The organism is Arthrobacter sp. Leaf141, assembly GCF_001424565.1.
GTDB lineage: Bacteria > Actinomycetota > Actinomycetes > Actinomycetales > Micrococcaceae > Arthrobacter.
The window spans coordinates 271686-296474 of the sequence record NZ_LMOL01000005.1 but is presented as its reverse complement, the minus strand read 5'-3'; the positions used below and the strand labels follow the sequence as shown (position 1 = coordinate 296474).

Here is a 24789-nt window from a genome sequence, read left to right as displayed (position 1 = left end):
GTCCAAAGACCGGAATTTGTGCCGCGAGGACGTAAAATCGACGCCATGGAAACCACAGGAACTTTATTCGGCTGGGCGTTCGGCGACTCCGGCCGCCACAGCGACACCGCCTACGTGGGCGGACTCCAGGGCGAGGCCCTGGCCAACGCGAGGGAAACGGCCAAGGCCAAGGGCGTGGCGGTGGTCCCCGGTTCCGAGGTGTTCACGGTGCTCTCCGGCGACGACTCCCTGGTGGAGCTGGACAACGCCCCCGGGAAACTTGTGGTCCGGTGCACCGTGCACGTTGAGGGGCCCGGCGCGGAGAAGCTGCACGCCGAAGGACCAATGAACGGCTGACCGGTGTCCAACGGGGATTCCGCCATCGGCCAGGCCGCCGACGCCGTCGAGGACGCGTCCAACGCCCCGGCGCTCGACGTGCTGGCCCGGGCCGGCTTCGCCGTGATGGCGCTGCTGCACATCATGGTGGGCGGGATGGCCATTGCCGTGGCTTTCGGGCAGCCCGGCGACGCGGACATCACCGGCGCCCTCAGCCAGCTCGTGGCCAACCCCTGGGGCCCGGTCCTGATGTGGGCCGGGGTGGCCGCCTGCACCGGGCTCGCGCTGTGGCAGGCCAGCGAGGCCACCGTCCGGGCCCGGAGCCTGCCGGGCAGGGAGCGCCTGGGCAAGCTCATCTCGTCCGGGTTCCTGGCCGTGGCGTACGGGAGCGTGGGGCTCAGCTTTGCCGGCTTCGCCGTGGGCCTGCGCGGCGATTCAGGCGACAGTACCCGCGACTTCAGCGCCGCCCTGATGGCCCATCCCGCGGGCCTGTGGCTCCTGGTGGCCGTGGGGCTCACCACCATGGGGGTGGGCGTCTACTTTGTGGTCAAGGGCCTGCGGCAGGGCTTCCGCGCCGAGCTGTTCCGGTTCCGGGGCACCCGCCGTGGCGGGCTGATCGATGTCCTGGGCGTCGTGGGACACATCGCCAAGGGCATCGCCCTGAACCTGGCCGGCCTGCTGTTTGTCATCGCGGCCGCCAAGCACCGCCCGGAGGAATCCACAGGGCTGGACGGCAGCCTCAAGGCCCTCCGGGACCATCCCTTCGGGCCCGCCCTGCTGGTGGCCATCGGGGTGGGCTTCATCGCTTACGGAATCTTCGCGCTGGTCCGGGCCCGGTTCGGCAGGATGTAGGCCGGGCCGGAGTGGGTACGTAAGGAATACGGCGTTTCACCAGAGCAGAAGGAGTCCCATGTCCACTGTGTCCCAACTCTTCAATTCCTCCGCCGAGGACGTGTGGCGGGTGATCGCTGACGGTTGGCTGTACTCCGGCTGGGTGGTGGGTGCGTCCCGGATCCGAGCCGTGGACCCGGACTGGCCGCTTGTTGGCACGCAGCTGCACCACTCAGTGGGCGCGTGGCCGCTGGTGATCAACGACAGCAGCCGGGTAACGGCAGTAACCCCGGGCCGCTCGCTGGAAGTGGTGGCCCGCGGCTGGCCCATGGGTGAGGCCAAGGTGGAGATCAGCTTGGAAGACCGGGGTGCCGGCTGCCTGGTGACGATTTCCGAGGACGCCATCAAGGGGCCCGGCACCGTGGTGCCCAAGTTCCTGCGGGACCCCGCCATCGACGTGCGGAACCGCGAAACGCTGCGCCGGTTGGAGCTGATGGCAGCAGGCGGGGCAGGGCGTTGAGGGGTTAAACGCCACGCGGGGCCACCGGCACCTGAACAGGTGTGGGCGGCCCCGCGTTCTTATGCTTTCCGAAAACCCTTAGACCTGGGCGGCGACGCCGTCGCGGGAGATGGCCACCATGTCCCCGCGCGGCACCACCTTGATGCGTTCCCGCTTGACCTCCACACCGTGCGAGCCGCCGGCTTCGGTGGCGGCAGCGCCGAGCGCCAGCTCATGGGCGTCCAGGGCCAGCCAGCCTTCCCAGGACGTGAACTTCACGCCGCGGGTGTCCAGGAGTTCAACCACAGCGTCCGCCTCGGGCACTGCGGCTACCGGCAGGTTCCCGCGGTCTTCGAGCAGGTACGTGACGGTCTCCAGGGCGTCGCCCTTGGTGTGGCCGATCAGGCCCACGGGTCCGCGCTTGATCCAGCCCGTGGCGTAGATGCCCGGCACGTGGGTGCCTGCGGCGTCCAGGACGCGGCCGCCGTCGTTCGGCACCACGCCCTTCTTGTGGTCGAACTCGATCTCCGGCAGGGCCGAACCGAAGTAGCCGATCGCGCGGTACACGGCCTGGACCGGGTAGTCCACAAACTCGCCGGTGCCGCGGGCGTTCCCGGTGCCGTCCAGTTCGGTGCGCTCGAAGCGCATGCCGGCCACCTTGCCCGGGGTTTCCGGGGAGTCGACGATTTCCACCGGGCTGTGCAGGAAGTGCAGGTGCAGGCGGCGGGAAGCGGTGAGCTCGGAGAGGTCCTCCGGCTGCTCGGCGATCCAGTTGGTGAGCGTGCCAACCATGGTTTTGACCTGGTTGTTGCTCTGGATCAGGCGGTCCGATTCCTCGTCGAACTCAAAGTCCTCCGGGTACAGGATGATGTCCACGTCCTTGGAGTGGCTCAGCTCGCGCAACTCCAGCGGGGTGAACTTGACCTGGGCCGGGCCGCGGCGGCCAAAGACGTGCACGTCGGTAACGGGCGAGGCCTTGAGGCCGGCGTAGACGTTCTCCGGGATCTCGGAGACCAGCAGGTCATCGGCGTGCTTGGAGAGGACGCGGGCCACATCCAGGGCCACGTTGCCGTTGCCGATCACGGCGATTTCCGTGGCCTCCAGCGGCCATTCGCGGGACACGTCCGGGTGGCCGTCGTACCAGGAGACAAAGTCCGCGCCGCCGTAGGAGCCGTCCAGCTCGATGCCGGGGATGTTCAGGTCCGCGTCCTTGATGGCACCCGTGGCAAAGATGACCGCGTCGTAGTGCGTGCGGAGGTCCTCGATGGTGATGTCGGTGCCGTAGTCCACGTTGCCGAAGAAGCGGATGTCGCCGCGGTCCAGGACCTTGTGCAGGGCGTTGACGATGCCCTTGATGCGCGGGTGGTCCGGGGCCACGCCGTAGCGGATCAGGCCATAGGGAGCCGGGTAGCGGTCGAACAGGTCGATGCTGACGGTCAATTCGCCGCTTTTGACGGCTTCACTCTTGGTGAGGATGTCCGCTGCGTAGACACCGGCCGGGCCGGAACCCACAACGGCGACGCGCAGGGGACGCTCGGCAGAACCTACGGAAGTGCTTGATGACACGGCTGTGTTCCTTTTGTTCGTTCCTTCCCAACTGACTCGCAGTTGTTGTCGTTTTGAGCGTTCAAAACGACAACAACTGCGAGTCAGTTGGGTGGGGGGCTAGGTGGTGACTCGGGCGGTACGGGGACGGTTCGGGGTGGTGGTGCTGTAGTCAGCGGTCCGGAAGTGCGCCGGGGCGAAGGGGCTCACGCGCACCACGTCACCGATGACGATCACTGCTGGATTGGCGACGCCGGCCGCTTCCGCTTGGTCGGCGATGGAACCGAGGGTGCCAATCGTGACGCGCTGGTCCGGCAGGTAGCCGTTTTCAACAATACCAACCGGGGTGTCCCCCGGCAGGCCTGCTCCGCGGAGGGCGGACGCGGATTCGCGGAGCTGGGCCACGCCCATCAGCAGCACAATGGTGTGGTCGGCGCGGGCGGGGACTTCCGAAAGTTCCTCATGGCCGGTGACCACGCTGAAGCCTTTGGCCAGGCCGCGGTGGGTTACGGGAATGCCTGCTGCGGCGGGGACGGAGATGGCCGAGGTCACCCCGGACACCACCTCCACCTCGACGCCGCGCTGACGGCAGTACTCGGCTTCTTCGCCGCCGCGGCCCAGCACATATGGGTCCCCGCCTTTGAGCCGGACCACGCGGTGACCCTGCAGGGCTTCGTCGGCAAGGATCCGGTTGATCTCCGCCTGCGGCACCGGGTGGTGGCCGGGGGTCTTACCCACTTCGATGATGCGGACATCGGGTGCCAGTTCCTTCAGCAAGCCGCGGGGGCCCAGCCGGTCGGCAACCACAACGTCGGCCTGGCCCAGCAGCCGGCGGCCACGGACGGTGATCAGGCCGGCATCTCCGGGACCGCCGCCAACCAGCGCCACGGAACCCCGGTGGGCGCGGCGGCGGCGCAGCGGCAGGTCGCCGGTTTCCAGTGCGGTGGCCACGGCGTCACGGACTGCCATGGCGCGGCGCGGGTCTCCCCCGGCGTTGACGGCGATCTTGACGTCATCCACCTCGGCGACGGCTGGGGTCCACGCGGCGGAAGTTTCATGGTTGGAAGCGTTCACGCACCAGATGCGCTGCGCTTCGGCGTCGGCAGAAACCTGCGCGTCCACGGCGGCGTTGCCCGTGGCGGTCTGGACGAACCAGGCGCCGTCCACGTCGGCGGAAAGGTAGGGGCGCGGCACCCAGGCCAGGAGGCCGGCGTCGGCCAGTTCCTGCAGGGCGGCGCAGGCAGCGGGGGCCACAACGGTGACGCGGGCGCCTGCATCCAGCAGCCCCTTGGCACGCCGGGCAGCGACGGGTCCGCCGCCCACCACCAGCACGGGGCGGCCCAGAAGCCGCAGCGCCGTGGGGTAAATGTCCTGAATTGCCATGGCTCAACGGTAGGGCCGCGTCACATTCGCCTACAAAGGCCGGGCAACACCAGTTCACGTAAGGTAACGCTGCGTCACATAGGGACGCGGGTCAGGAGAGGCCGGCGAGGTATCGTCCGCGGCGCACGATGAGCCGCTCCAGGTACCTGGCCAGCACCAGTTTTTCGGCCAGCCGGCCCAGCACACCGAGGGGTGCGGTGAATTCCACCGAGTCGGTCATCACACTCCCCGTGGGTGTGGCCTCGAAGCCGTGGACGTGCCGGAAGGACGCAAAGGGGCCCCGGACCTGTTCGTCGGTGAAGCTCTCCGGGAAGTCCAGCCGGGTGACACGGCTGGTCATGGTGAGCGGGATCCAGAAGTGCCGCGCCCGCCAGGTCACCTGCTGGCCCAGGCCAATCAGCCCGGACGTCACCCCGGCCACGGCCCGCTCCGCTGAGCCGCGCTGCGATTCGACATGCAGGTCGATGCTCCGCGCCAGGTCGAACAGCCGCTCCGGCGGCAGGGTGGATTCGGTACGGCACACGAAGCTGACGGTCACCAAGCCAGTCTTACACGCTTAAACGGCAAAGCCCGGCGGCGTGTCCGGCCGTCGGGCTTTGCACGGGTTGGATGGGGGCTAGCGGGTGCTGCCGGCCAGGAGCCCACGGCTGCGCAGGAGCCGCTTCTCAATGGGCCCGAACACCAGCAGTTCGATCAGGATGCCCACGGCCAGGATCAGGAGGATGGCGGACATCACGATGGTCATGTCCGACAGGACGCGGCCCTGGTCGAGCAACGAACCGAGTCCGAAACCAATGGTGCCGCCCACAGCGATGATTTCCGCCGCCATCAAGGACCGCCAGGAGAAGGCCCAGCCCTGCTTCAGGCCGCCCAGGTAACCCGGCAGCGCGGCGGGCAGGATGACCTGCAGCGCCATCTGCAGCCGCGAGGCGCCCAGCACCGTTCCCACCCGGCGGTACTGCGGCGGGATCTGGTCCACGCCGGAGATGAGCCCGTTGATGATGGAGGGGATGGCGCCCATAAACACCACAAAGTACACCGTGGCGTCAGTCAGCCCGAACCAGATGATAGCGGCCGGCACCCAGGCCACAGACGGCAGCACCTGCAGACCGGAAATGAGCGGTCCGAACGCCCGGCGCAGGGGCGCCACCTGGGCGAGCAACAGGCCGATGGGCGTGGCGATGGCAACCGAAATCAGGAAGCCCACCAGGCCACGCTGCAGCGAGGTCCACACGGCCTCCTGCAGTTTGCCCTCGCCCCAAAGGACTCCGATCTGGCCCAGGACGTCCAGCGGGCCGGGCACCAGGTCGCGGCGCTTGAGGCCCAGGGACACGTAAAACTGCCAGATCAGCACCAGCACCACCAGGGCGGCGACGGGCAGCAGGATGCGGCTCCACTCAATCCGGTGCTTCCGGTCGGCGTCTGACTGGAGGGAGTCGAGGCCGGCTTCGAGCTCGCGCAGGTCCTCCCGGCCGGACGACGAACGGGTCAGGGCGGCGTGGACGGAGCGGTGGCCCTCATCGGGGGCGTCCGGGTGCGCCTCGGCGAGGGGCGTGGGGTTACTTGGCATGGCGGCGGATCTCCTCCCGCAGCCGGGACGTGATGGCCCCGGTCAGCTGGCCGGCGAGTCCGGCATCGGTGTGGTGTTCCTCGGTGACGGCCCATTCCTGGACCACCCGGCCGGGGCGTGAGGACAGCAGCAGGACCCGCTGGCCCAGCCGTACAGCCTCGCGGACGTTGTGCGTAACAAAGACGATGGTGCGCCCGGTTTCCTTCCAGATCCGCTCCAGCTCGTCGTGCAGCAGGTCGCGCGTGATGGCGTCCAGGGCGGCGAACGGCTCGTCCATCAGCAGCAGCTGCCGGTCCTGGGCGAGCGAACGCGCCAGCGACACACGCTGCCGCATGCCGCCGGAGAGTTCGTGCGGGCGCTTGTCGCCGGCTGTGCCCAGGTGGACCAGTTCCAGGAGCTCCTGCGCCTTGATGCGGCGCTCGGATTTGCCCACGCCGCGCAGCTTCAGCGCCAGCTCGATGTTTTCCCGGGCGGTCAGCCAGGGGAACAGGGCGGCGTCCTGGAACATAAACGCGGCGCCGTCGCTGGGTACTTCCAAGGCGCCCGACGACGGCGCTTCCAGTCCCGCGATGATGTTCAGCAGGGTGGATTTGCCGCAGCCGGACGCACCGAGGAGGGCGACAAACTCGCCTTTGCCGATGGTGGCGTTGACGTCGTCCAGCACCGGGGCGCCGTCGCCGAAGCGTTTGCCCAGATGTTCCAGTACGACTGGCATGGTGCCGTCCTTAGGTAGGGGGTGTGGTCAGTCCTGGCCGAGGCCGGCCGCGGAAATCTTCGCTGCGGACTCCGTGACGCCGTTGAGGGCGCGGAGGTCGAACAGGCCGGTGATGTCGGCCTGCTTGGTGGTGCCCGCCGTGACGCCATCCGCCAGCAGCCGGGGGTAGCTGCCGGCCAGCGGGTCCAGGGTGAAGGTGATGTTGGCCAGGGACCGGGCCAGGACGTCCTCAGGCAGTGCCGCGCCGGCCGATTCCTGCAGGGCTGCGTTGATGACGGCGGCTTTGTCGGCGGTGGGGGCGGTGTTGAGCCAGTCCACGGACCTGGCATGGCCGCGGAGGAGGGCCGACACGGTGTCCGGGTGGTCGGCGGCGAACTTCTGGTTGACGATCAGGATGGTGGTGGGGAATTCGCCGGGCTTGCCGGTCTCCGCCCCGTCCCAGAGATCCTTCTCATCCACCAAAACCTGGGCGCCGGCGGTCAGCACCAGGCGGGAGGCCCACGGCTCCGGCAACCACGCGCCGTCGAGCTTTCCGTCCTGGAAAAGCTTCAGCGACTGGGAGTTTTCGGTGGGGTTGATGGCCACGTCGCCGCTGCCGTCCACGTTGGTTTTGTAGCCGTTGCCTGCCAGCCAGGCCCGGAGCGCCACGTCCTGCGTGCCGCCCAGCTGGGGGGACGCGAGGGTCTTGCCCTTGAGGTCGGCGGGGGTTTTGATTTCCGGTTTGACCACCAGCTGCGCGCCGCCCGCTGCCGCCCCGGCGATGACCCTGACGGACTGGCCCTGGCTCTTCACAAAGGAGTTGATGGCCGGGTTGGGGCCGATGTACGCGGCGTCGATCGCGCCGGCGTTCAGCGCCTCGATGGCGGCGGGCCCGGCGTTGAAGGTTTCGGTGCTGAGCGTGGTGTTGCCCAGGGCTTCGGCGAGGAAACCCTGCTTGATGCCCACCAGCGCCGGCGCGTGCGTGACGTTGCCGAAGTAGCCGAGTTTGAGTTCGGCGGCGGGTGTGGGCTCGGCGGCTTCCGCGCTGGCGTTGCGGGAGACGGTGGACGACACCACGGCCCCGACCACGATCAGCAGGACCAGGCCGATGGCCAGGGCGGCTTCGAGCGCGCGCTTGCGCTGGGGTGCAGCGCTTTCGCCTGCCACGATGCGGGTCATCCCGGGCTTGGAACTAGTCATTGTTTCACCATAGGGAGTGACCCAAACCCGTTCAACGACGCGGAAACGGGGGGTCACGGGGGTTCATCTGGCGTCACATTCATGCGGAAACGCGAAATCGCCGGAGCGCTGCGGGCACGCTGGAAATTTCCGGCGATTTCGCAGCGCTCCGGCGATTTCGGGCGGCTTAGATGGAGTAGCGCTCGTCCTCATGGTCGCCCGGGTGGTCCTTGACCAGGCCGGCGGCGAGGGTGTTGCCATCCAGGGGGTCGATCACCAGGAACGCGCCGGTCCGGCGGTGGTGCAGGTAGTTCTCCAGCGGTAGCGGCGCTGCGAGCCGGAGCTGCGCGTGGCCAATGTCGTTGAGCTCCAGCGTTGAGGCGGCCTCGAGCTGGAACGATGCCAGGTCCAGCTTGCCGCTGACGTTCCGGACCAGCGCCTGCACGGTACGGGTACCGTGCTTAACCAGCACCTTGGCGCCCTCGCGGAGCGGCTTGGGCGAAAGCCAGCACAGCGCTGCATAGAGGTCGGCGGAAGCTTCGCGGACGGTCCCTGCGGCGGCGATGGTGTCGCCGCGGGCCACGTCGAACTCATCCGCCAGGCGGATGGCCACCGACTGCGGCGCTGCGGCCTCGGTCAGTTCAGCGCCGGCAAAGTCGATGCCCGCTACCGTGGTGGTGCGGGGGGCCTGGCCGGGCGTGAGCACGGAGACCTGGTCGCCCACCTTGACGGAGCCTTCGGTGATCTGCCCGGCGTACGCGCGGTAGTCACGGTAGGCCTCCACGTCGAGCCCGGCGGCCACGGCGTCGGGAGCCAGCGCACCCTGCGGCCGGACCACCAGCTGGACCGGGAAGCGGAAGCTTTCCAGGTGGCTTTCGAGTTCGTCGGCAGCCGGCAGGGTTTCGAGGACCTCCAGCAGGGCGGGTCCGGTGTACCAGGGGGTCCGCGCCGAGCGTTCCACCACGTTGTCGCCGTCCAGGGCCGACACGGGAACCACCAGCAGGTCGGTGATCCCGTCCGAGCCCAGGCCCAGCTCGCGGCCCACTTTCTGCACGTCGGCTTCGATGTCGCGGAACACGGACTCGCTGAAGTCCACCAGGTCAATCTTGTTCACGGCCACAATCACGTGGGCCACCCGCAGCAGCTGCAGCACCGAAAGGTGCCGGCGGGTCTGCTCCAGCACACCCTTGCGGGCGTCGATAAGGACGACGACGGCATCCGCCGTGGACGCGCCCGTCACCGTGTTTTTGGTGTACTGGACGTGCCCGGGGCAGTCGGCCAGGATGAAGCTGCGCTGGTCGGTGGCGAAGTAGCGGTAGGCCACGTCGATGGTGATGCCCTGCTCACGTTCGGCGCGCAGGCCGTCGGTGAGCAGTGCCAGGTCGATGCCGCCGGCGGCGCCGCCGAAGCCACGGTCCGCGGAGGTGCGGGCCACGGCGTCGAGCGTGTCGGCAAGGATCGCCTTGGAGTCGTGCAGGAGCCGGCCCACCAAAGTGGACTTGCCGTCGTCGACCGATCCTGCGGTGGCGAACCGGAACAAAGTGGTGGGCAGGGCTGTCTCCAGCTCGGCGGCCAGGAGTGAAGTTTCGGTGCTCATTTAGAAATACCCGTCCTTCTTGCGGTCTTCCATGGCTGCCTCGGAGATGCGGTCATCTGCGCGGGTGGCGCCACGTTCGGTCAGGGTGGAGGCTGCAACCTCCACCACCACGTCGGCCACCGTGTAGGCGTCGGATTCCACGGCGCCTGTGCAGGACATGTCGCCCACGGTGCGGTAGCGGACCGTTTTGGTGATGACGTTTTCGGTGGGCAGCGGCTGGCTGACCTCGCCCACCGCGCGCCACATGCCGTCGCGGGCAAAAACCTCACGCTCGTGGGCGTAGTACAGGCCGGGCAGCTCGATGTTCTCGCGCTCGATGTACCGCCAGATGTCCAGCTCGGTCCAGTTGCTGATGGGGAACGCGCGGACGTGCTGGCCCACGGTGTGGCGGCCGTTGTAGAGGTTCCACAGTTCGGGGCGCTGGTTGCGCGGGTCCCACTGGCCAAATTCGTCGCGGAGGCTCAGGATCCGTTCCTTGGCGCGGGCCTTGTCCTCGTCGCGGCGGCCGCCGCCGAAGACGGCGTCGAACTTGTTCCGCTGGATCGCGTCCAGCAGCGGGACGGTCTGCAGCGGGTTGCGGGTGCCGTCGGCGCGCTCTGCGAGCTCGCCGCTGTCGATGAATTCCTGCACGGAGCCCACCACTAGTTTCAGGCCCAGGCGCTCCACGGTGCGGTCCCGGAAGTCCAGGACCTCAGGGAAGTTGTGCCCGGTGTCCACGTGCAGCACGGGGAACGGTACCTTGCCGGGCCAGAACGCCTTGGTGGCCAGGTGCAGCATCACCACGGAGTCCTTGCCGCCGGAGAACAGCAGCGCGGGCTTCTCGAACTCTGCCACCACTTCACGGATGATGTGGATGGCCTCGGACTCGAGGGTGTCCAGGCTGCTCAGCCGGGTCGACTGCAAAGGGGCGGCATCTGCTGCGTAGGCGTCAGCTGTGATGGGTGTGCTCATGTGTGAAGTCCGCATTCTGTCTTGTCGGTTCCTGCCCAGCGGCCGGCGCGGGGGTCGTCGCCCGGCGCCACCTTCCGGGTGCAGGGCTGGCAGCCAATGGACGGGTAGCCCTGCGACAGCAGTGGGTTGACGGGAAGGAGGTTGTCATCGGAGTACTGGACCAGTTGGTCGAAGGTCCAGGCCGCCACCGGGTTGACCTTGACCAGGCCGTTGGCCTCGTCCCAGGTCACCAGCGGGGTGTTGGTGCGGGTGGGGGCCTCGTCGCGGCGGACTCCGGTAAACCAGAGTTCGTAGCCGGACAGGGTGCGGCGCAGCGGGCCCACCTTCCGCAGCGCGCAGCACTGGGCGGCGTCCCGGGCAAACAGGTCCTTGCCCAGCAGCCGGTCCTGCTGCTCCACGGTGGTCTCGGGCAGCACGTCCACCACGTTGACGCGGAGGTTCGCGGCCACCTCGTCCCGCGTGGCGTAGGTTTCCGGGAAGTGGTAGCCGGTCTCCAGGAACAGGACGTCGACGCCGGGAAGCTGGTCGGCCACGAGGGCCGGCAGGACGGCGTCGGCCATGGAGCAGGCTACGGCCACGGCGGGCAGCTCGAAGTTCCGCTCCACCCAGGCGATGACGTCCCGGGCGGGGGCGTCCCAGCCCAGCTCGGCGGCGCCGGCTTCGGCGAGGGCCTTCAGCTCATCGTGGGAGCGGAGTTTGGCAGGTGCCACGTGTGTGCTCACTGGAGTGCCTCCTCATCTGCTGCGTGGGCCCATTCGGCGAAGGTCTGGCCTTCGGCGCGCTGGGCAACAAAGGTGCGGACAACGCGCTCAACGTAGTCGGGCAGGTCGTTGACGTACACCTTGAGGCCGCGGACGGTGCGTCCCAGGCCTGCTTCCTCGCGTTCGTTGGAAGCCAGCCCGCCACCCAGGTGGACCTGGAAGCCGGGGGTGGGATCGCCGTCGGGCGTGGGCAGCATCATGCCCTTGAGTCCGATGTCCGCGGTCTGGATGCGGGCACAGGAGTTAGGGCAGCCGTTGATGTGCAGGGACAGTGCCTGCGGCAGTTCACCGGAGCCGGCGAGGTCCGCCAGGCGGCGTTCCAGCTCGGCCACGGCGGTTGCCGCCGTCAGCTTGGTCTCCACGATGGCGAGCTTGCAGTATTCGATGCCGGTGCAGGCAATGGTGCCGCGGCGGAACACGGACGGGCGGGCGGAGAGGCCCAGCGCGTCGAGCTCTGCCACGAGCGGTTCCACCTGGTCCTTGGCAACGTCCAGCACCACAAGCTTCTGGTGCGGGGTGGTGCGCAGGCGGTAGGAGCCGCGGGCCTCGAGGGTGTCCGCGAGCTTGACCAGCGCGGCACCTGACAGCCGGCCGGCCATCGGGGTGGCGCCGATGAAGAACTTGCCGTCCTTCTGTTCGTGCACACCGATGTGGTCGCCGGGGGTGGTGGGCTTGGGCGCGGCCGGGCCGTCCGCCAGTTTGTAGCCCAGGTATTCGTCTTCGAGGATCTGGCGGAACTTCTCCGGGCCCCAGTCGGCCATCAGGAACTTCAGGCGGGCCTTGGTGCGCATGCGCCGGTAGCCGTAGTCGCGGAAGATGCTGGTGACGCCGAGCCATACTTCAGCGGCCTCTTCCGGCTTCACGAACGCGCCCAGCCGCTTGCCCAGCATGGGGTTGGTGGACAGGGCGCCGCCGGCCCAGAGGTCGTAGCCGATGCCCAGCTCGGGGTGCTTGACGCCCACCAGCGCGAAGTCGTTGATCTCGTGGACCACGTCCTGGCTGGGGTGCCCGGTGATGGCCGTTTTGTATTTGCGGGGCAGGTTGGACAGCAGCGGGTTGCCGATGAAACGCTCGCCCAGCTCAGCGATCAGCGGCGTGGGGTCGATGATTTCGTCCTTGGCGATGCCGGCCACGGGCGAGCCCAGGATGACGCGGGGCACGTCGCCGCAGGCTTCGGTGGTGGACAGGCCAACACTTTCGAGCCGGGTCCAGATCTCGGGGATGTCTTCCACCCGGATCCAGTGCAGCTGGATGTTCTGCCGGTCCGTGAGGTCGGCCGAGTCCCGGGCGAAATCAACGGAGATCTGCCCGATGACGCGCAGCTGCTCGGTGGTCAGCGCACCGCCGTCGATCCTGACCCGGAGCATAAAATACTTGTCTTCGAGCTCGTGCGGCTCGAGCGTTGCGGTCTTGCCGCCGTCGATCCCGGGTTTGCGCTGCGTGTAGAGGCCCCACCATCGGAACCGGCCGTGCAGGTCCTGACCGGGGATGGAGTCGAAACCCTCTTTGGAGTAGACGGACTCGATACGCTCGCGCACGTTCAGGCCATCGTCTTCCTGCTTCCAGGTTTCGTTGGCGTTCAGCGGCGTTTTGCCGTCCACTTTCCACTGCCCGTGCGGCTTTGCGGCGGGACGGGACGAGCGGGCAGGGCGCTTGGCGCCAGCGGAATCCGCAGACGCTCCGGCTAGAGCTGTATCAGTCATGCATCGACTGTAGGTCCCGCCCGAATGGCGTCACAAAGGTTCGGGAAACGCTAAGTCACCTAGGGAAATATTTCGTCACGAAACGCTTCACGATGCCCGGCAGGCTCCGCTTCTGTGCAGGACCGGCAGGTGCCTCCGCCGCCTCGGTTTCCGCCGCGGCCGACGCCGGTGCTACCGCCGGCGTTGCAGCATGGGGCGCCGTCGCCTGGGGTGCTTTGGCCTGGGGCGCTGCCGCTGAAGGTGCTCCGGCCTGGGGCGCTGTGTGGCCGGCGACGGCGTGGTCGTAGCGGTCCAAGGCAACCTGGGCCAGCACGTCGGAGGGCAGCAGCGGCTCGGCCACCACGTCGGCCCCGGCTTTGGCCAGCTGGTCGTGGAAGAACCCGTGTGCCAGCAGGTAGGAAGCGATGATGACCCGCCCCTTGCCCTCTCCCCCGGGATATTCGGCCCGGAGCGCGGCCACGGCGTCCGGCACGGAAGGTTTCTCGGCTGCACCGTACGCCGGCACAATCCTGTTGCCGCGCAGTTTCCGCAGGTGCGCTGCCACCTCCTGGACGCTGACTGCAGCGGCTGGGTTGGAAGATCCGGCGGCGGCCAGCACCACGGCGTCGTCCGCGGTGATTCCCGCTTCCCGCAAACGCTGGTCCAGGACCTCCGCCAGCCGCGGGTCCGGCCCCAGCGGCGCTGAGGCCAGGCTGTTGGCGCGGCTGCCCACGGCCCGGGCGATATCGACTTTTGTGTGATATCCCACGCTCAGCAGGAGCGGGACCACCACCGCGGCCTCCCCTTCAGGCAGGCCGGCCATCACGTCCACCAGGTCCGGGTCCTGCACGTCCACGTAAGACTCGCGGACGTCCAGGCCGGGCCGCAGGGCGGAGATTCCGGCGCGGAGGCCGTTGACTTCGGCACCCCCTATGTCGCTGGACGTTCCGTGGGCGCAGGCGATCATGATCGGGCTGTTCATACGGGCTAGCGTAACGTTGGAGCCGCCTTGTCCGCCCTCCGAGAATGACCGGGACGTTCCAATGACATTCCCTTTTGACATCGCCCTGGTCTGGCTGGACCTGGCCGGCGTCTTTTTCTTTGCCGTCTCCGGGTCGCTGCTGGCCGCCCGGAAACAGTTCGATTTAGTGGGCTCCCTGCTGCTGGCGTCCCTGGTGTCGCTGGGCGGCGGGGTGATCCGTGACATCATCCTCAACACGGTTCCGGCCGCGTTCACCAATCCGGCGTACCTGCTGCCGCCGATGCTGGCCACGTTCCTGGTCTACTCGCTGTATTCCAGCGTCCAGCGTTTCACCTCGCTGCTGGTCCTCTTTGATGCCGGCGGGCTGGCACTGTTCTGCATCACCGGCACGCTCAAGGCGCTTTCGCTGGGCATGAACCCGTACTCGGCCATCCTGCTGGGTGTCACCACGGCCGTGGGCGGCGGTCTGTTGCGCGACGTCACGGCCAACGAGGTGCCCCAGCTTTTCAACAACGGTGACCTCTATGCAGTCCCGGCTTTCACCGGCGCCGCCCTGACCACCCTGCTCTGGCTGGGCGGGTTGTTCAACGGCCTGACGGCCTTCGGCGTCGCCGCCCTGGTTTTTGCATTCCGCGTTGTGGCCTGGCGCCGTGCGTGGACCATGCCGATGGCGGTCCATGGACGGCACCGACGGCAGTCCGGCGGCGGCAAACCGGGCACCCGGAATTAGCTAGGATATGAGCATGACTGACATGTTCCTCGAGAAATTCCGCGCGCTGGTTCCGAAGTATCTCGAGGATGAATGGCAGGAAGCTGACGGCCTCACCGCTGAGGAGCTGGACACCGCCCTGGCCGACCACCAGTTCGAGATTCCCCTGGTGCTGCGCGAGTTCTACCTGGCCATCGGCGGCTGCGAGGACCTCATGGAGGCCTACCACTACTTCTGGGACCCTGAAGAGCTCGAGGTTGATGACGAAGGCTTCCTGATGTTCCTCGAGGACGAGGAAGAACAGTTCACCTGGGGCTTCCGGATCGGCGACCTCGGCGTCCCGGATCCCATCGTCTACCGGCGCAACAATGCCCGCGCGCAGTGGAAGTCGGAAGAGGGAACCTTCTCTGAGTTCGTCTTTGACATGTTCGAGTGGGCCTTCGAGGACGACGAGTCCTAGCCTCGGGCTTTCAGCACACACCTCTTCGTGACAATCCCAATAACAAACCTCTTGCGCAATATGACAAAACTGTCATAGACTCTTCATGGATCCGCTAAACGCCTCCGGCGGATCTGATGCGAACGGAGAGATAGCCTCGGTTCTACGCAACGGATAGCTCGTATCCCTTGCTGCGAACCGGGGCTGTCCCGTTTAACAGGCCCCTTAGCGCAGGCCCCGCATAACAAACAGACAAAAAGAGCCCGGCACCCGTAACGGGCGCCGGGCTCCACACAAAATGTCAGCTGGCCCGGTCCACGACTGCCAGCGCAAAGTTGGACAGCGAGGACTTGACCACACCTTCGGGCAACGGCGCCAGCGCGGCGATGGCCTCATCGGCCCAGCGGCGTGCCACCACCCATGATTCAGCTGTCACGGCGTGCCCACGCAGGCCCGCCACGGCGGCAGCCAGGGCCTCGTCCGAGGTCAGGTCGCCGTCAATGAGCTTCAGGAGTTCGACGGCGGACTCGTCGCCGGCAGCCGCATCGCGCCGGAGGAACAGGACGGGCAGCGTGGGGACACCTTCGCGGAGGTCGGTTCCGGGGGACTTCCCGGACTTGACCTTGACCCCGGTGACGTCGATAACGTCGTCGGCGAGCTGGAAGGCAACACCTACCTTCTCGCCGTACTCCACCAGCAGGGATTCATAGGCTTCGTCGGCGCCGGCAAAGATGGCACCCAGCTGCCCGGAAGCGGCAACCAGCGAACCGGTCTTATCCGCAATGACTGACAGGTAGTGCTCCACCGGATCCTCGTCCGGCCGCGGCCCCACGGTCTCGTGCAGCTGGCCGAGGCACAGCCGCTCAAACGTACGGGCCTGGATGCCCAGCGCCCGGGAACCGAGCTCGGACACCAGGATGGAGGCCCGGGCGAAAATAAGGTCCCCGGTCAGGACGGCCACGGAGTTGCCCCACACCTCATGGGCGGTGGGAGCACCGCGGCGGAACGGGGCGGAGTCCATCACGTCGTCGTGGTACAGCGTGGCCAGGTGGGTCAGTTCCACCACCACGGCGGCCTGCACCACGGCGGGCAGCGAAGCGTCACCGAGGTGTGCGCAGAGCAGGGTCAGCAGCGGCCGGATGCGCTTGCCGCCGGCTTCCACCAAATGCCGGGACGTGGCGTCGGCCAGGGGGTCGGAGTTGGCGATTGCCTCGCGCAGCTTCTTCTCCACCTTGGCCAGGTTGGTGGTGATGGCGGGGCCCAGGTCGGCATCTTCGGCGATGGCTGCGAACCCTGCGGGCAGCTGGAGCCCGGTGGCGATGGCGCTGGTATTCAGGGACGGCTCAGCGTCGGTGCTGCCGTGTCCGGCATGGGTCCAGCTGTGGTCTGCGGCGTTGGTCACGGGTTAACCCTAACTTTTTGTTGCGGATACCGCTGGTTCGAAGCAGACGGGGTGTTGGATGTGGCGGGAACCAGCGATTCCAGGAGCCGGATGGCCCGGTCCTCGAAGCCCTTGGCTGACGGATCCGTGAGGTTGGCCAGCAGGCGCACCACGAACTTCATCAGCACCGGAATGGGCATGCCGGTGCGCAGCGCGAGTTTCATGATGGCGGGTTTGCCGATCAGCGCGGCGAAGGCCCGGCCCAGGGTGAAGTGGGATCCCCACTGGTCCCGCACGTAGTCCGCGTACCGCGAAAGGTGCGCATCGGCGTCGTACGTTCCACCGGAGGAGGCGGTGCGCGAGGAGGCGTCGATGATGAACTCGGCGGCGAACCGCGCGGATTCCATGGCGTAGGAGATGCCTTCGCCGTTGAACGGGGAAACCATGCCGCCGGCGTCGCCCAGCAGGAGCAGGCCCGGCGAGTAGTGCGGGGTGCGGTTGAAGCCCATGGGCAGCGCGGCGCCGCGGATTTCGCCCACCTGGTTCTCGGGCGTGAAGCCCCAGTCGGCGGGCATGCCGGCGGTCCATTCGCGGAGCACCTGCTTGTAGTCCAGCTTGCCGAAGTCCTTGGAGGAGTTCAGGATGCCCAGGCCCACGTTGGAGGTGCCGTCGCCCACGCCGAACACCCAGCCGTAACCGGGAAGGAGCTTGCCGTCGCGGCCGGGAAGTTCCAGCCAGCCTTCCATCCAGTCGTCGTCGGTGCGGGGGCTGGTGAAGTAGGTGCGGACGGCCACGCCGAGGGGCCGGTCGTCGCGTTTGTGCATGCCCAGGGAGACGGCGGTGCGGGTGGAGTTGCCGTCCGCGGCGAGGACGACGTCGGCACTGAAGTCGCGCGTCTGCCCCGTCTTTCGTCCGTTCCCGTCCAGGATCGCGGCGCGGGCGCCGGTGACGCGGCCGCTGTCGTCGCGGAGGGCTTCGGTGACGCTGTGCCGTTCCAGGATTTCGGCGCCGGCAGCCTGGGCGTGCCGGGCCAGCTCCTCGTCGAAGCCCAGGCGGGTGCGGATCAGGCCGTACTGCGGGAAGTCCGAGACCTCGGGCCACGGGAGTTCGACGGTGCGGCCGCCGGCGATCAGGCGCAGGCCCTTGTTGCGGCGCCAGCCTTCGCCTTCGGGGTGCGGCAGGCCAAGCTTCTGGATTTCCCGGACGGCGCGGGGGGTGAGCCCGTCGCCGCAGACCTTCTCGCGGGGGAAGCTGGTCTTTTCCAGGACCGTGACGTCCAGGCCGGCCTTGGCCAGGTAGTACGCGGCGGTGGATCCGGCCGGGCCTGCGCCGACTATCAGTACCTTCACAGTCTTAGCGGACGATGTTGCGGCGCAGCTTTGCCACCGGGCCCTTGTGCGCGGCGATGGCGGCGGCCGCGCTGTCCGGAGCCGAATCTGCGGGCTTAAAGGCGCGGTGGACGGCCACGATGCCGCCGGTCAGGTTGCGGTAGGTCACGTTTTCCCAGCCCTCTTCCTGCAGCCACGCGGCCAGGTGGTCCTGGTCCGGCCAGGCCCGGATGGACTCGGCGAGGTAGACGTAGGCGTCCGGGTTGGAGGCCACCTTGACGGCGATGGCGGGCAGCGCGCGCATCAGGTATTCGGTGTACATGGTGCGCCACAGCGGCACCACGGGCGAGGAGAACTCGGCGATGACCAGGCGTCCGCCGGGCTTGGTGACGCGGAGCATCTCGGCCAGGGCCTTGCGCGGCTCGTTGACGTTGCGCAGGCCAAAGGAAATGGTGCTGGCGTCAAAGGTGTTGTCCGCGAACGGCAGGTTGGTGGCGTCACCGGCGATGAAGTTGATGTCCGGGCGGCGGCGCTTGCCCACCTTGAGCATGCCCAGGGAGAAGTCGCAGGCCACCACGTCTATGCCCGCATCCGCATATGGCTCGCTGGAGGTGCCGGTGCCGGCGGCGAGGTCCAGGACCCGATGGCCCTTGGAGACTTCCATCGCGTCCACCACAACCTTGCGCCAGCGGCGCGTCTGTCCCATGGACAGGACATCGTTGACGACGTCGTATTTCGGTGCGACGTCGTCAAACATCGTGGCTACTTCGTCCGGACGCTTATCCAAGGATGCTCGGTTCACCAGTCCATTGTCTCAAATGTTCAGCAGGCTGCGGACCACCTTCGGCGCCCAATTCGGGCACTGACCGGGGGCGGGGTACGCGGGAGTACTGTTGTCTCATCATGACGAGCACGTTCCGCACCCTGACAGTCCCCCTGGATGGAACCACTTTCCCCGGGGGGCTGCCCTCGTTTCTGGTCCGGGACGACGTCCTTTGCTGGACCCGCCGCGAGGCCGGCCTGGTGGGTTTTGGCGAGATAACCCGCTTCACCGCCAGCGGGCCCGACCGCTTCCTCGAGGCGGACATCTGGTGGCGGCACCTGGTCCTCGAGGCTGAGATCACGGACTCCGTTGAGCTGCCCGGCACCGGTCCCGTGGCGTTCGGTTCCTTCGCATTCTCCAAGGTCTCCAGCCACCGCTCCCGGCTGATTGTGCCGGAGATTGTGGTGGGCGTCCGGGACGGCCGCGCCTGGCTCACCCAGATGGCGTTCGACGGCGGCCCACTCACCGAAGCGGGCGCGCGCGCCGCGCTTGCGGGGTGGCTGGAGTCCGACGCCCCTGCTGCTGCCGAGTCCGCTGGCTCCGACTCCGCCGGCTCCGGCTCCCCTGCTGCCGGCCACGGCGACGCCGGCCGTCCCGGCGCCGCGCTGCCGGCGGAACCTGCTGCCGCCGTCGTGCCTAAACTCGAGTCCGGTTCCCTCAGCGAGCATGACTGGATGGCAGCCGTGACGGCCGGCGTCGAAGAGATCCGCGCCGGGAAACTGGAGAAGCTGGTCCTGGCCCGTGACGTTGTTGCCACCATTCCGGAGGGTGTCAACGCGGCGGCGATCCTGCAGCAGCTGGCGGTCCGGTACCGCGAATGCTGGACCTACGGCGTGGACGGGCTGGTGGGGTCCACCCCCGAGATGCTGATCCAGGTGGAAGGCCGGACCGCGCAGGCCCGCGTCCTGGCCGGAACCCTGGACCGGCGTGACGCCGAGGGCATGGCCGGCTCGCCGCTGGAATTTGCCGAGCGGGTGCTGGCGGGCTCGGAGAAGCAGCGGCACGAACACGAGATCGCCATCCAGTCGCTCACCACGCAGCTGGCACCGTTTTCCGAAGCCATGAACGCCCACGACGAGCCGTTCATCCTGGAACTGCCCAATGTGTGGCACCTGGCGTCAGACGTTAAGGCGGAATTGGCCGAGGTTGAGGGGCACGTTCCCACCTGCCTGGCCCTGATCAACGCGCTGCATCCCACGGCCGCCGTGTGCGGCACCCCCACGCTGGTGGCCGGTGCCCTGATCCGCAAGCTCGAACACATGGACCGCGGGCCTTACGCGGGACCCGTCGGCTGGCTGGACGCGGCCGGGAACGGCGAGTGGGGCATCGCACTGCGCGGGGCTGTGATCGAAGCGCCGGACACCATCAGGCTGTATGCCGGCTGCGGCATCGTCGAAGGCTCCCAGCCGGAAGCCGAACTGGCCGAGACGTGGGCCAAGTTCCGCCCCATGCTGGAGTCCCTGGGCATCAGCTCCTGACCCATGCCGCCCCCTCTTATAGCTGTGGCGGACCTTAGTCCGGGATGTCAGACACTCCCGCGGGCTGGGGCCTTGATTTCGACTGTGCTTTAGTTATCCAATAGTGAAACTAAGTTTCCTGTGATGCACATCTCATAATCGGCGCTACACTATGAACCGATTTAGTACCGCATACTCCTGCAACAAAAGGTAAGAAACATGCAGCTCAAGTCCCTGGCCACGGCCAAATTGACCGCCAAGGCAGCAGCAGTCCTCGCCGTGGGTGCCCTCACCCTCACCGCGTGCGGCGGCAGTTCAACCCCGGCAGCTTCCGAAGGCGGCATCTCGCTGATCAACTCCGGCAAACTGACCATCTGCTCGGATGTGCCTTACGAGCCCTTCGAATTCCAGAAGGACGGCAAGACGGTGGGCTTCGATATCGACATCGCCACCGAGCTCGCCAAGGACCTGAAGGCCGAGCTCAACATTGTTGACAGCTCCTTCGAGGCCATCGAGACCGGCACCGCCCTGACCGGCTGCGACGTGTCCATCTCCTCCGTCTCCATCACGGATGTCCGCAAAAACGTCATGGACTTCTCCGACCCCTACATGGACGACGACCTGACCCTCGTGGCGAAGGAAGGCTCCGGCGTAGAGAACGTCGACTCAGCCAAGGGCAAGAAGGTTGGCGTGCAGCAGGCCACCACCGGCGCCAAGTACGCGCAGGAAAAGGGCATCGAAGCGCAGCAGTTCGAGGATTCCGGCCTCCTGGTCCAGGCCCTCGAAGCCGGCACCATCGACGCGGCACTGGGCAACCAATCGGTCCTGGGCTACGCCATCAAGGACAACACCGAGTTCACCCGCGTGGAGGACTACACCACGGGCGAGAAGCTGGGCATTGCCGTGAAGAAGGGCAACACCGCCATGCTGGAGCAGGTTAACACCACGCTCAAGCGCCTTACCGATGATGGCAGCCTGGCCAAGTTCCAGACCGCCTGGTTCGGCGAAACCGCTAAGTAAGCAGCATCGGGAGCCCTCGCGGCCCCGGTCAGCAGATACAGGTAATGGGGCCCCGGACGGATGAACGTCCGTCCGGGGCCTTCGCCACGCACAACGAATTGAGCACCCCATGGCATTGACCGCACGTCAGCGAGCCAAAGTAAGCCTGTATGTCCAGGCCGGAATATTCGTGGTGGCCATCGCCGCGCTGATCCTGGCGACGGACTGGAAGACCATGGCCAACAGCGTCTTCAACTTCGGCAAGATCGGGCCCATGTTCCCGGACATCTTCCTGGTTGGCCTGAAAAATACCCTGATCTACACGTTCCTGGGCTTTGTGGTGGGCCTCAGCGGCGGCCTGCTTCTGGCCCTGATGAAGCTCTCCAGCTTCCCGCTGTACCGCTGGATCGCCACCGGCTACATCGAGTTTTTCCGGGGCATCCCCGCGCTGCTGGTGTTCATCGCCTTCGGCTACGGCGTCCCGCTGGCGTTCGGCGTCCAGTGGAACGTGACCATCATCGTGATGATTTCCCTCGGTATGGTGGCTTCGGCATATATCGCCGAGACCCTCCGCGCCGGCCTGCAGGCCGTCCCCAAGGGACAGCTGGAAGCGGCCCGGTCGCTGGGTATGCCGCAGTGGCGGGCCATGGTTTCCATCGTGATTCCGCAGGCCTTCAAGATCGTCCTCCCGCCGCTGACCAACGAGGTCATCCTGCTGACCAAGGACTCCTCGCTGATCTACGTGCTGGGCCTGACCGCCTCGCAGTTCGAGCTCACCAAGTTCGGCCGTGATGGCATCTCCAGCCTGGGTGCGGGCCTCACGCCGCTGCTGGTGGCCGGCGCCTTCTACCTCGTTATCACCATCCCGCTGAGCCTCCTGGCCCGGAAGTTCGAAAGCCGCTCCGCGCGGACCAAGCGATAGGCAGGGAAGACAATGAACGACGTCGTAAACGGCCCCCGCGGGGGAGCCGCAAAAGTCCACGCAGCAGGGGTCGCCATCAGGGACCTGCGCAAGTCCTACGGCTCCAACGAGGTCCTCAAGGGGATCAGCCTCGAGGTGAAACCGGGAGAGGTGGTGTGCCTGATCGGGCCCTCCGGCTCCGGCAAGTCAACGCTCCTGCGCTGCGTCAACCTGCTGGAGCAGCCCAACCAGGGCAGCATCCAGGTGGGCGGCTTCGAGGCGACCCACCCCGATGTGGACATCGACAAGATGCGCCGCAAAGTGGGCATGGTGTTCCAGCAGTTCAACCTGTTCCCGCACCTGGACGCCAAGCGCAACTGCTCGATCGCGCAGACCAAGGTGCTCAAGCGGTCGCAGGCGGAGGCGGACAAGGTCTCGCTGCACAACCTGGAGCGGGTGGGCCTGGGCCACCTCGCCGACCGTTTCCCGGATCAGCTGTCCGGCGGGCAGCAGCAGCGCGTGGCCATCGCCCGGGCGCTGAGTATGGACCCCGAGCTGATGCTGTTTGATGAGCCCACGTCCGCGCTGGACCCGGAAACCGTGGGCGATGTCCTCTCGGTCATGCGGAACCTGGCCAAGGAAGGCATGACCATGCTGGTGGTCACCCACGAGATGGGCTTTGCCCGCGAAGTGGCGGACCGTGTGGTGTTCATGGACGGCGGCGTGGTGGTGGAGGAAGGCGTGGCCGAGCAGGTCATCAGCGCTCCCACACAGCCGCGCACCCAGGAGTTCCTGCGCCGGGTCCTGGATCCCACGCATATCGACATCCAGGAGTAGGCCGCCTTTTCGACCCGCAAATTCCCTGTCGCCCCATATATCCCGGGGGCGCCAGGGAATTTGCGCGTCGGGGGTAGATTTGCGCGTCCTGAAGACCCTAACGCCCGGCCAGGACTCCCCCGGCAGCGGCAGCCACGGCAGCCTTGATCCGCTCATGCAGCGCCCGCAGGCCCGCCCGTTCGGTGCGCACCTCCACAATGCTGCGCCCCGCCACCGGCCGGGACAGTGCCTCGGCGAGTCCCGCCGTCGTACTCACCAGGGAATGGCCGACGCCGTACGCCGCCGCAAGTGCCGCGATGTCCACGGCGTGCGGGGTACCGAAGAGGCGCTCGACGGCGTCTCCGTAGTTTCCGGCGACCGCTACTTCCCCGTGCTCCAAAAGGTCGAAGATGGCACCGCCGGCGTCGTTCAGGACAACGATCCGCAGCGCCGGCTGTTCCTCCCCCGCGCCCAGCAGCAGGCCGCCGGCGTCGTGCAGGAACGTGACGTCGCCGAGCAGGATGGTGGTTTCCTGGTCGCCGCCCAGGGCGATGCCCGTGCCGGTGGAGATGGTGCCGTCGATCCCGGCGAGGCCCCGGTTGGCGTAGACGGTGGCCGCAGGGTCCGGTGCGGGCAGGCCGGCCAGGTCGGCGTCGCGGATCCCGTTCGAGGAGCCCAGCAGGAGCTGGCCGCGGGCATGCTTCCAGACCAGCGCCGCCGTGGACGGGCCCGTCGCGGCAGGGACGCCGGCAAGGATGCCGTCCAGGGCATGCTGCGCTGCTGAGCCGGCCAGGAGCCAGCTGTCCAGCCACGGGGCGGGTCCCCGGCCGGCGAAATCGGCGAGGTCCGCCAGGCTGTCCAGCGGCAGCTCAGTGCGCCGCCCGGGTTCGAACCAGGCCACCGGAACGGGCTGGTAGAAGGCCGAGGGCACGTCGGCGCGGGCCAGCAGCGCCGCCACCGGGCGGGAGAGCGTGGGCCGGCCAAACAGCACAACGCGCTCGATGGGCATGGCCGATCCGGCTCCGAAGTGCTCCAGCAACAGCCGGTAGGGTCCCACGGCGTTGGGCCCGAACCGGGCGTTGGAGGACGGTTCGGCGAGCAGCGGCAGGTTGTGCGCGCGGGCGAATGCCTCGGCCACCGGGCCGGCATCGTGCCCGGCCAGCACCACCGTGCGCCGCTCCGGCAGATGGTCTGCGGCGGGCGGAAGGTTCATCACCAAGGGGTCCGTGCCGATCCGGAACCGCTTCCGGTCCACCGCGGCAGGCAGCCGGTCCCCGGCCGCCGGGACCAGGGGGTCCCGGAACGCCAGGTTGAGCTGGACGGGCCCGGGCGGAATGTCCGGGAAGGCGCCGGTGGCCGCGGAAAGGCCGGCCCGGATGGCCCGTTTCGGGTTGCTGCCCGCCGCAATGTCGGCAGCAAACCGGACATGCTCCCCGAACAGGTCCGGCTGGATGGTGGTCTGGTTGGCGCCGGTGCCGCGCAGTTCGTCCGGCCGGTCCGCGGACAGGACGATCAGGGGCACCGCGGCGTGGTTGGCTTCCATCACTGCAGGCAGCAGGTTTCCCACAGCGGTCCCGGACGTGGTGAGCACGGCGGCCGGTGAGCCGGTGGACAGTGCCAGGCCCAGGGCCGTGAACCCTGCGGCCCGTTCGTCAATGCGCACCAGCAGGTCCACCAGGCCGGCGGCGGACGCTTCGGCCAGGGCGTAGGCCATGGGCGCGGACCGGGAGCCGGGCGCCACCACCACGTGCCGCACGCCGCCGTCGAGCAGGGTTTCGACGGCGGCGCGCGCCGCCTGGAGGGCGCTCAGGCCGGTCGGATCGGGGGTGGGGTGGGGAGCCGGTTCGTTGTGCGAAGTCACCAACCCAGTCTGCCACCCGGCACGGCCCGCCCGTCCCCCCGCGTTGCCCCACCAACCAGACGCGCCATGCCCTTCCCCCCGCGTTG

Annotated in this window: 24 protein-coding genes; 9 read left to right on the top strand and 15 right to left on the bottom strand. The window is 67.7% G+C overall.

Annotated features, from left to right (window positions below; translation table 11 throughout):
* Positions 1-45 precede the first annotated feature (45 nt).
* From ASF72_RS03910 to ASF72_RS03900, 3 genes are read left to right on the top strand one after another with little or no spacing between them, the layout of a single operon-like run.
* Positions 46-336, top strand: coding sequence for a hypothetical protein (locus ASF72_RS03910; RefSeq protein ID WP_056596839.1), 291 nt, complete (start codon positions 46-48; stop codon positions 334-336).
* A 3-nt stretch (positions 337-339) separates the two neighbouring features.
* On the top strand, positions 340-1167 hold the full coding sequence (locus ASF72_RS03905; RefSeq protein WP_050683845.1) for a DUF1206 domain-containing protein: 828 nt from the start codon (positions 340-342) through the stop codon (positions 1165-1167).
* 58 nt (positions 1168-1225) lie between these two features.
* Positions 1226-1666, top strand: coding sequence for an SRPBCC family protein (locus ASF72_RS03900; protein WP_056596837.1), 441 nt, complete (start codon positions 1226-1228; stop codon positions 1664-1666).
* Between the two features lie 78 nt (positions 1667-1744).
* On the opposite strand, the gene ASF72_RS03895 is transcribed toward ASF72_RS03900, so the two are convergent.
* From ASF72_RS03895 to ASF72_RS03845, 11 genes are all read right to left on the bottom strand, one after another.
* Positions 1745-3211: an FAD-dependent oxidoreductase gene (locus ASF72_RS03895; RefSeq protein ID WP_056596834.1), complete on the bottom strand. Its 1467-nt coding sequence runs from the start codon at positions 3209-3211 to the stop codon at positions 1745-1747.
* Between the two features lie 99 nt (positions 3212-3310).
* Positions 3311-4573 (bottom strand): uroporphyrinogen-III C-methyltransferase, encoded by a 1263-nt coding sequence (gene cobA, locus ASF72_RS03890; RefSeq protein ID WP_050683842.1) that lies wholly within the window; start codon positions 4571-4573, stop codon positions 3311-3313.
* Between the two features lie 91 nt (positions 4574-4664).
* Positions 4665-5111 (bottom strand): SRPBCC family protein, encoded by a 447-nt coding sequence (locus tag ASF72_RS03885; RefSeq protein ID WP_056596833.1) that lies wholly within the window; start codon positions 5109-5111, stop codon positions 4665-4667.
* 78 nt (positions 5112-5189) lie between these two features.
* On the bottom strand, positions 5190-6143 hold the full coding sequence (locus ASF72_RS03880) for an ABC transporter permease (RefSeq protein WP_056596832.1): 954 nt from the start codon (positions 6141-6143) through the stop codon (positions 5190-5192).
* On the bottom strand, positions 6133-6858 hold the full coding sequence (locus ASF72_RS03875; protein WP_050683839.1) for an ABC transporter ATP-binding protein: 726 nt from the start codon (positions 6856-6858) through the stop codon (positions 6133-6135). The genes ASF72_RS03880 and ASF72_RS03875 overlap by 11 nt, the downstream gene beginning before the upstream one ends.
* A gap of 27 nt (positions 6859-6885) precedes the next feature.
* Entirely contained in the window at positions 6886-8016 is a 1131-nt protein-coding gene (locus ASF72_RS03870; protein WP_056596829.1) for an ABC transporter substrate-binding protein, read from the bottom strand.
* A 187-nt stretch (positions 8017-8203) separates the two neighbouring features.
* On the bottom strand, positions 8204-9613 hold the full coding sequence (locus ASF72_RS03865; protein WP_050683540.1) for a sulfate adenylyltransferase subunit 1: 1410 nt from the start codon (positions 9611-9613) through the stop codon (positions 8204-8206).
* Positions 9614-10564 (bottom strand): sulfate adenylyltransferase subunit CysD, encoded by a 951-nt coding sequence (cysD, locus tag ASF72_RS03860; protein WP_056596828.1) that lies wholly within the window; start codon positions 10562-10564, stop codon positions 9614-9616. It lies immediately after the preceding gene.
* On the bottom strand, positions 10561-11286 hold the full coding sequence (locus ASF72_RS03855) for a phosphoadenylyl-sulfate reductase (RefSeq protein WP_050683538.1): 726 nt from the start codon (positions 11284-11286) through the stop codon (positions 10561-10563). Before ASF72_RS03855 ends, cysD begins: the two co-directional genes overlap by 4 nt.
* Positions 11283-13028: a nitrite/sulfite reductase gene (locus ASF72_RS03850; RefSeq protein WP_056596827.1), complete on the bottom strand. Its 1746-nt coding sequence runs from the start codon at positions 13026-13028 to the stop codon at positions 11283-11285. The genes ASF72_RS03855 and ASF72_RS03850 overlap by 4 nt, the downstream gene beginning before the upstream one ends.
* Positions 13029-13083: 55 nt before the next feature.
* On the bottom strand, positions 13084-13989 hold the full coding sequence (locus ASF72_RS03845; protein ID WP_056596825.1) for a sirohydrochlorin chelatase: 906 nt from the start codon (positions 13987-13989) through the stop codon (positions 13084-13086).
* A 61-nt stretch (positions 13990-14050) separates the two neighbouring features.
* On the opposite strand from ASF72_RS03845, the gene ASF72_RS03840 reads away from it, so the two are divergent.
* The gene (locus tag ASF72_RS03840) at positions 14051-14719 is read left to right on the top strand and encodes a trimeric intracellular cation channel family protein (protein ID WP_056596823.1); all 669 of its coding nucleotides are present in this window, start codon (positions 14051-14053) and stop codon (positions 14717-14719) included.
* A 13-nt stretch (positions 14720-14732) separates the two neighbouring features.
* Positions 14733-15158, top strand: coding sequence for a hypothetical protein (locus ASF72_RS03835; protein ID WP_050683534.1), 426 nt, complete (start codon positions 14733-14735; stop codon positions 15156-15158).
* 280 nt (positions 15159-15438) lie between these two features.
* On the opposite strand, the gene ASF72_RS03830 is transcribed toward ASF72_RS03835, so the two are convergent.
* Genes ASF72_RS03830 through ASF72_RS03820 form a run of 3 tightly spaced genes read right to left on the bottom strand, consistent with a single transcriptional unit; the run spans position 15439 to position 18648 of the window.
* Positions 15439-16539: a polyprenyl synthetase family protein gene (locus ASF72_RS03830; protein WP_056596820.1), complete on the bottom strand. Its 1101-nt coding sequence runs from the start codon at positions 16537-16539 to the stop codon at positions 15439-15441.
* A complete protein-coding gene (locus ASF72_RS03825; RefSeq protein WP_056596813.1) occupies positions 16536-17867 on the bottom strand; it encodes a geranylgeranyl reductase family protein in 1332 nt (443 codons plus the stop codon). Before ASF72_RS03825 ends, ASF72_RS03830 begins: the two co-directional genes overlap by 4 nt.
* Before the next feature lie 4 nt (positions 17868-17871).
* Positions 17872-18648: a demethylmenaquinone methyltransferase gene (locus ASF72_RS03820; RefSeq protein ID WP_082484014.1), complete on the bottom strand. Its 777-nt coding sequence runs from the start codon at positions 18646-18648 to the stop codon at positions 17872-17874.
* Between the two features lie 101 nt (positions 18649-18749).
* Between ASF72_RS03820 and ASF72_RS03815 the strand changes: the two genes are divergently transcribed.
* The 4 genes from ASF72_RS03815 to ASF72_RS03800 all read left to right on the top strand — a co-directional run bounded on the left by ASF72_RS03815 (position 18750) and on the right by ASF72_RS03800 (position 22863).
* Positions 18750-20147: an isochorismate synthase gene (locus ASF72_RS03815; RefSeq protein WP_056596809.1), complete on the top strand. Its 1398-nt coding sequence runs from the start codon at positions 18750-18752 to the stop codon at positions 20145-20147.
* 198 nt (positions 20148-20345) lie between these two features.
* Positions 20346-21146 carry an ABC transporter substrate-binding protein gene (locus tag ASF72_RS03810; RefSeq protein ID WP_056596807.1) on the top strand — a complete coding sequence of 267 codons (801 nt, stop codon included), beginning with the start codon at positions 20346-20348 and terminating at the stop codon, positions 21144-21146.
* A 109-nt stretch (positions 21147-21255) separates the two neighbouring features.
* Positions 21256-22047 carry an amino acid ABC transporter permease gene (locus ASF72_RS03805; RefSeq protein WP_050683528.1) on the top strand — a complete coding sequence of 264 codons (792 nt, stop codon included), beginning with the start codon at positions 21256-21258 and terminating at the stop codon, positions 22045-22047.
* 12 nt (positions 22048-22059) lie between these two features.
* Positions 22060-22863 (top strand): amino acid ABC transporter ATP-binding protein, encoded by an 804-nt coding sequence (locus ASF72_RS03800; protein WP_056596805.1) that lies wholly within the window; start codon positions 22060-22062, stop codon positions 22861-22863.
* A gap of 97 nt (positions 22864-22960) precedes the next feature.
* Here ASF72_RS03800 and menD read toward each other — a convergent pair whose 3' ends face one another.
* Positions 22961-24703 (bottom strand): 2-succinyl-5-enolpyruvyl-6-hydroxy-3-cyclohexene-1-carboxylic-acid synthase, encoded by a 1743-nt coding sequence (gene menD / locus ASF72_RS03795; protein ID WP_442854151.1) that lies wholly within the window; start codon positions 24701-24703, stop codon positions 22961-22963.
* Between the last annotated feature and the right edge of the window lie 86 nt (positions 24704-24789).

Bases quoted from the DNA above. Each gene is read 5' to 3' on its own strand.
- ASF72_RS03910 (WP_056596839.1), top strand. From the start codon at position 46: ATGGAAACCACAGGAACTTTATTCGGCTGGGCGTTCGGCGACTCCGGC.
- ASF72_RS03900 (WP_056596837.1), top strand. From the start codon at position 1,226: ATGTCCACTGTGTCCCAACTCTTCAATTCCTCCGCCGAGGACGTGTGG.
- cobA (WP_050683842.1), bottom strand. From the start codon at position 4,573: ATGGCAATTCAGGACATTTACCCCACGGCGCTGCGGCTTCTGGGCCGC.
- ASF72_RS03880 (WP_056596832.1), bottom strand. From the start codon at position 6,143: ATGCCAAGTAACCCCACGCCCCTCGCCGAGGCGCACCCGGACGCCCCC.
- ASF72_RS03875 (WP_050683839.1), bottom strand. From the start codon at position 6,858: ATGCCAGTCGTACTGGAACATCTGGGCAAACGCTTCGGCGACGGCGCC.
- ASF72_RS03870 (WP_056596829.1), bottom strand. From the start codon at position 8,016: ATGACCCGCATCGTGGCAGGCGAAAGCGCTGCACCCCAGCGCAAGCGC.
- ASF72_RS03865 (WP_050683540.1), bottom strand. From the start codon at position 9,613: ATGAGCACCGAAACTTCACTCCTGGCCGCCGAGCTGGAGACAGCCCTG.
- cysD (WP_056596828.1), bottom strand. From the start codon at position 10,564: ATGAGCACACCCATCACAGCTGACGCCTACGCAGCAGATGCCGCCCCT.
- ASF72_RS03850 (WP_056596827.1), bottom strand. From the start codon at position 13,028: ATGACTGATACAGCTCTAGCCGGAGCGTCTGCGGATTCCGCTGGCGCC.
- ASF72_RS03845 (WP_056596825.1), bottom strand. From the start codon at position 13,989: ATGAACAGCCCGATCATGATCGCCTGCGCCCACGGAACGTCCAGCGAC.
- ASF72_RS03840 (WP_056596823.1), top strand. From the start codon at position 14,051: ATGACATTCCCTTTTGACATCGCCCTGGTCTGGCTGGACCTGGCCGGC.
- ASF72_RS03835 (WP_050683534.1), top strand. From the start codon at position 14,733: ATGACTGACATGTTCCTCGAGAAATTCCGCGCGCTGGTTCCGAAGTAT.
- ASF72_RS03815 (WP_056596809.1), top strand. From the start codon at position 18,750: ATGACGAGCACGTTCCGCACCCTGACAGTCCCCCTGGATGGAACCACT.
- ASF72_RS03810 (WP_056596807.1), top strand. From the start codon at position 20,346: ATGCAGCTCAAGTCCCTGGCCACGGCCAAATTGACCGCCAAGGCAGCA.
- ASF72_RS03805 (WP_050683528.1), top strand. From the start codon at position 21,256: ATGGCATTGACCGCACGTCAGCGAGCCAAAGTAAGCCTGTATGTCCAG.
- ASF72_RS03800 (WP_056596805.1), top strand. From the start codon at position 22,060: ATGAACGACGTCGTAAACGGCCCCCGCGGGGGAGCCGCAAAAGTCCAC.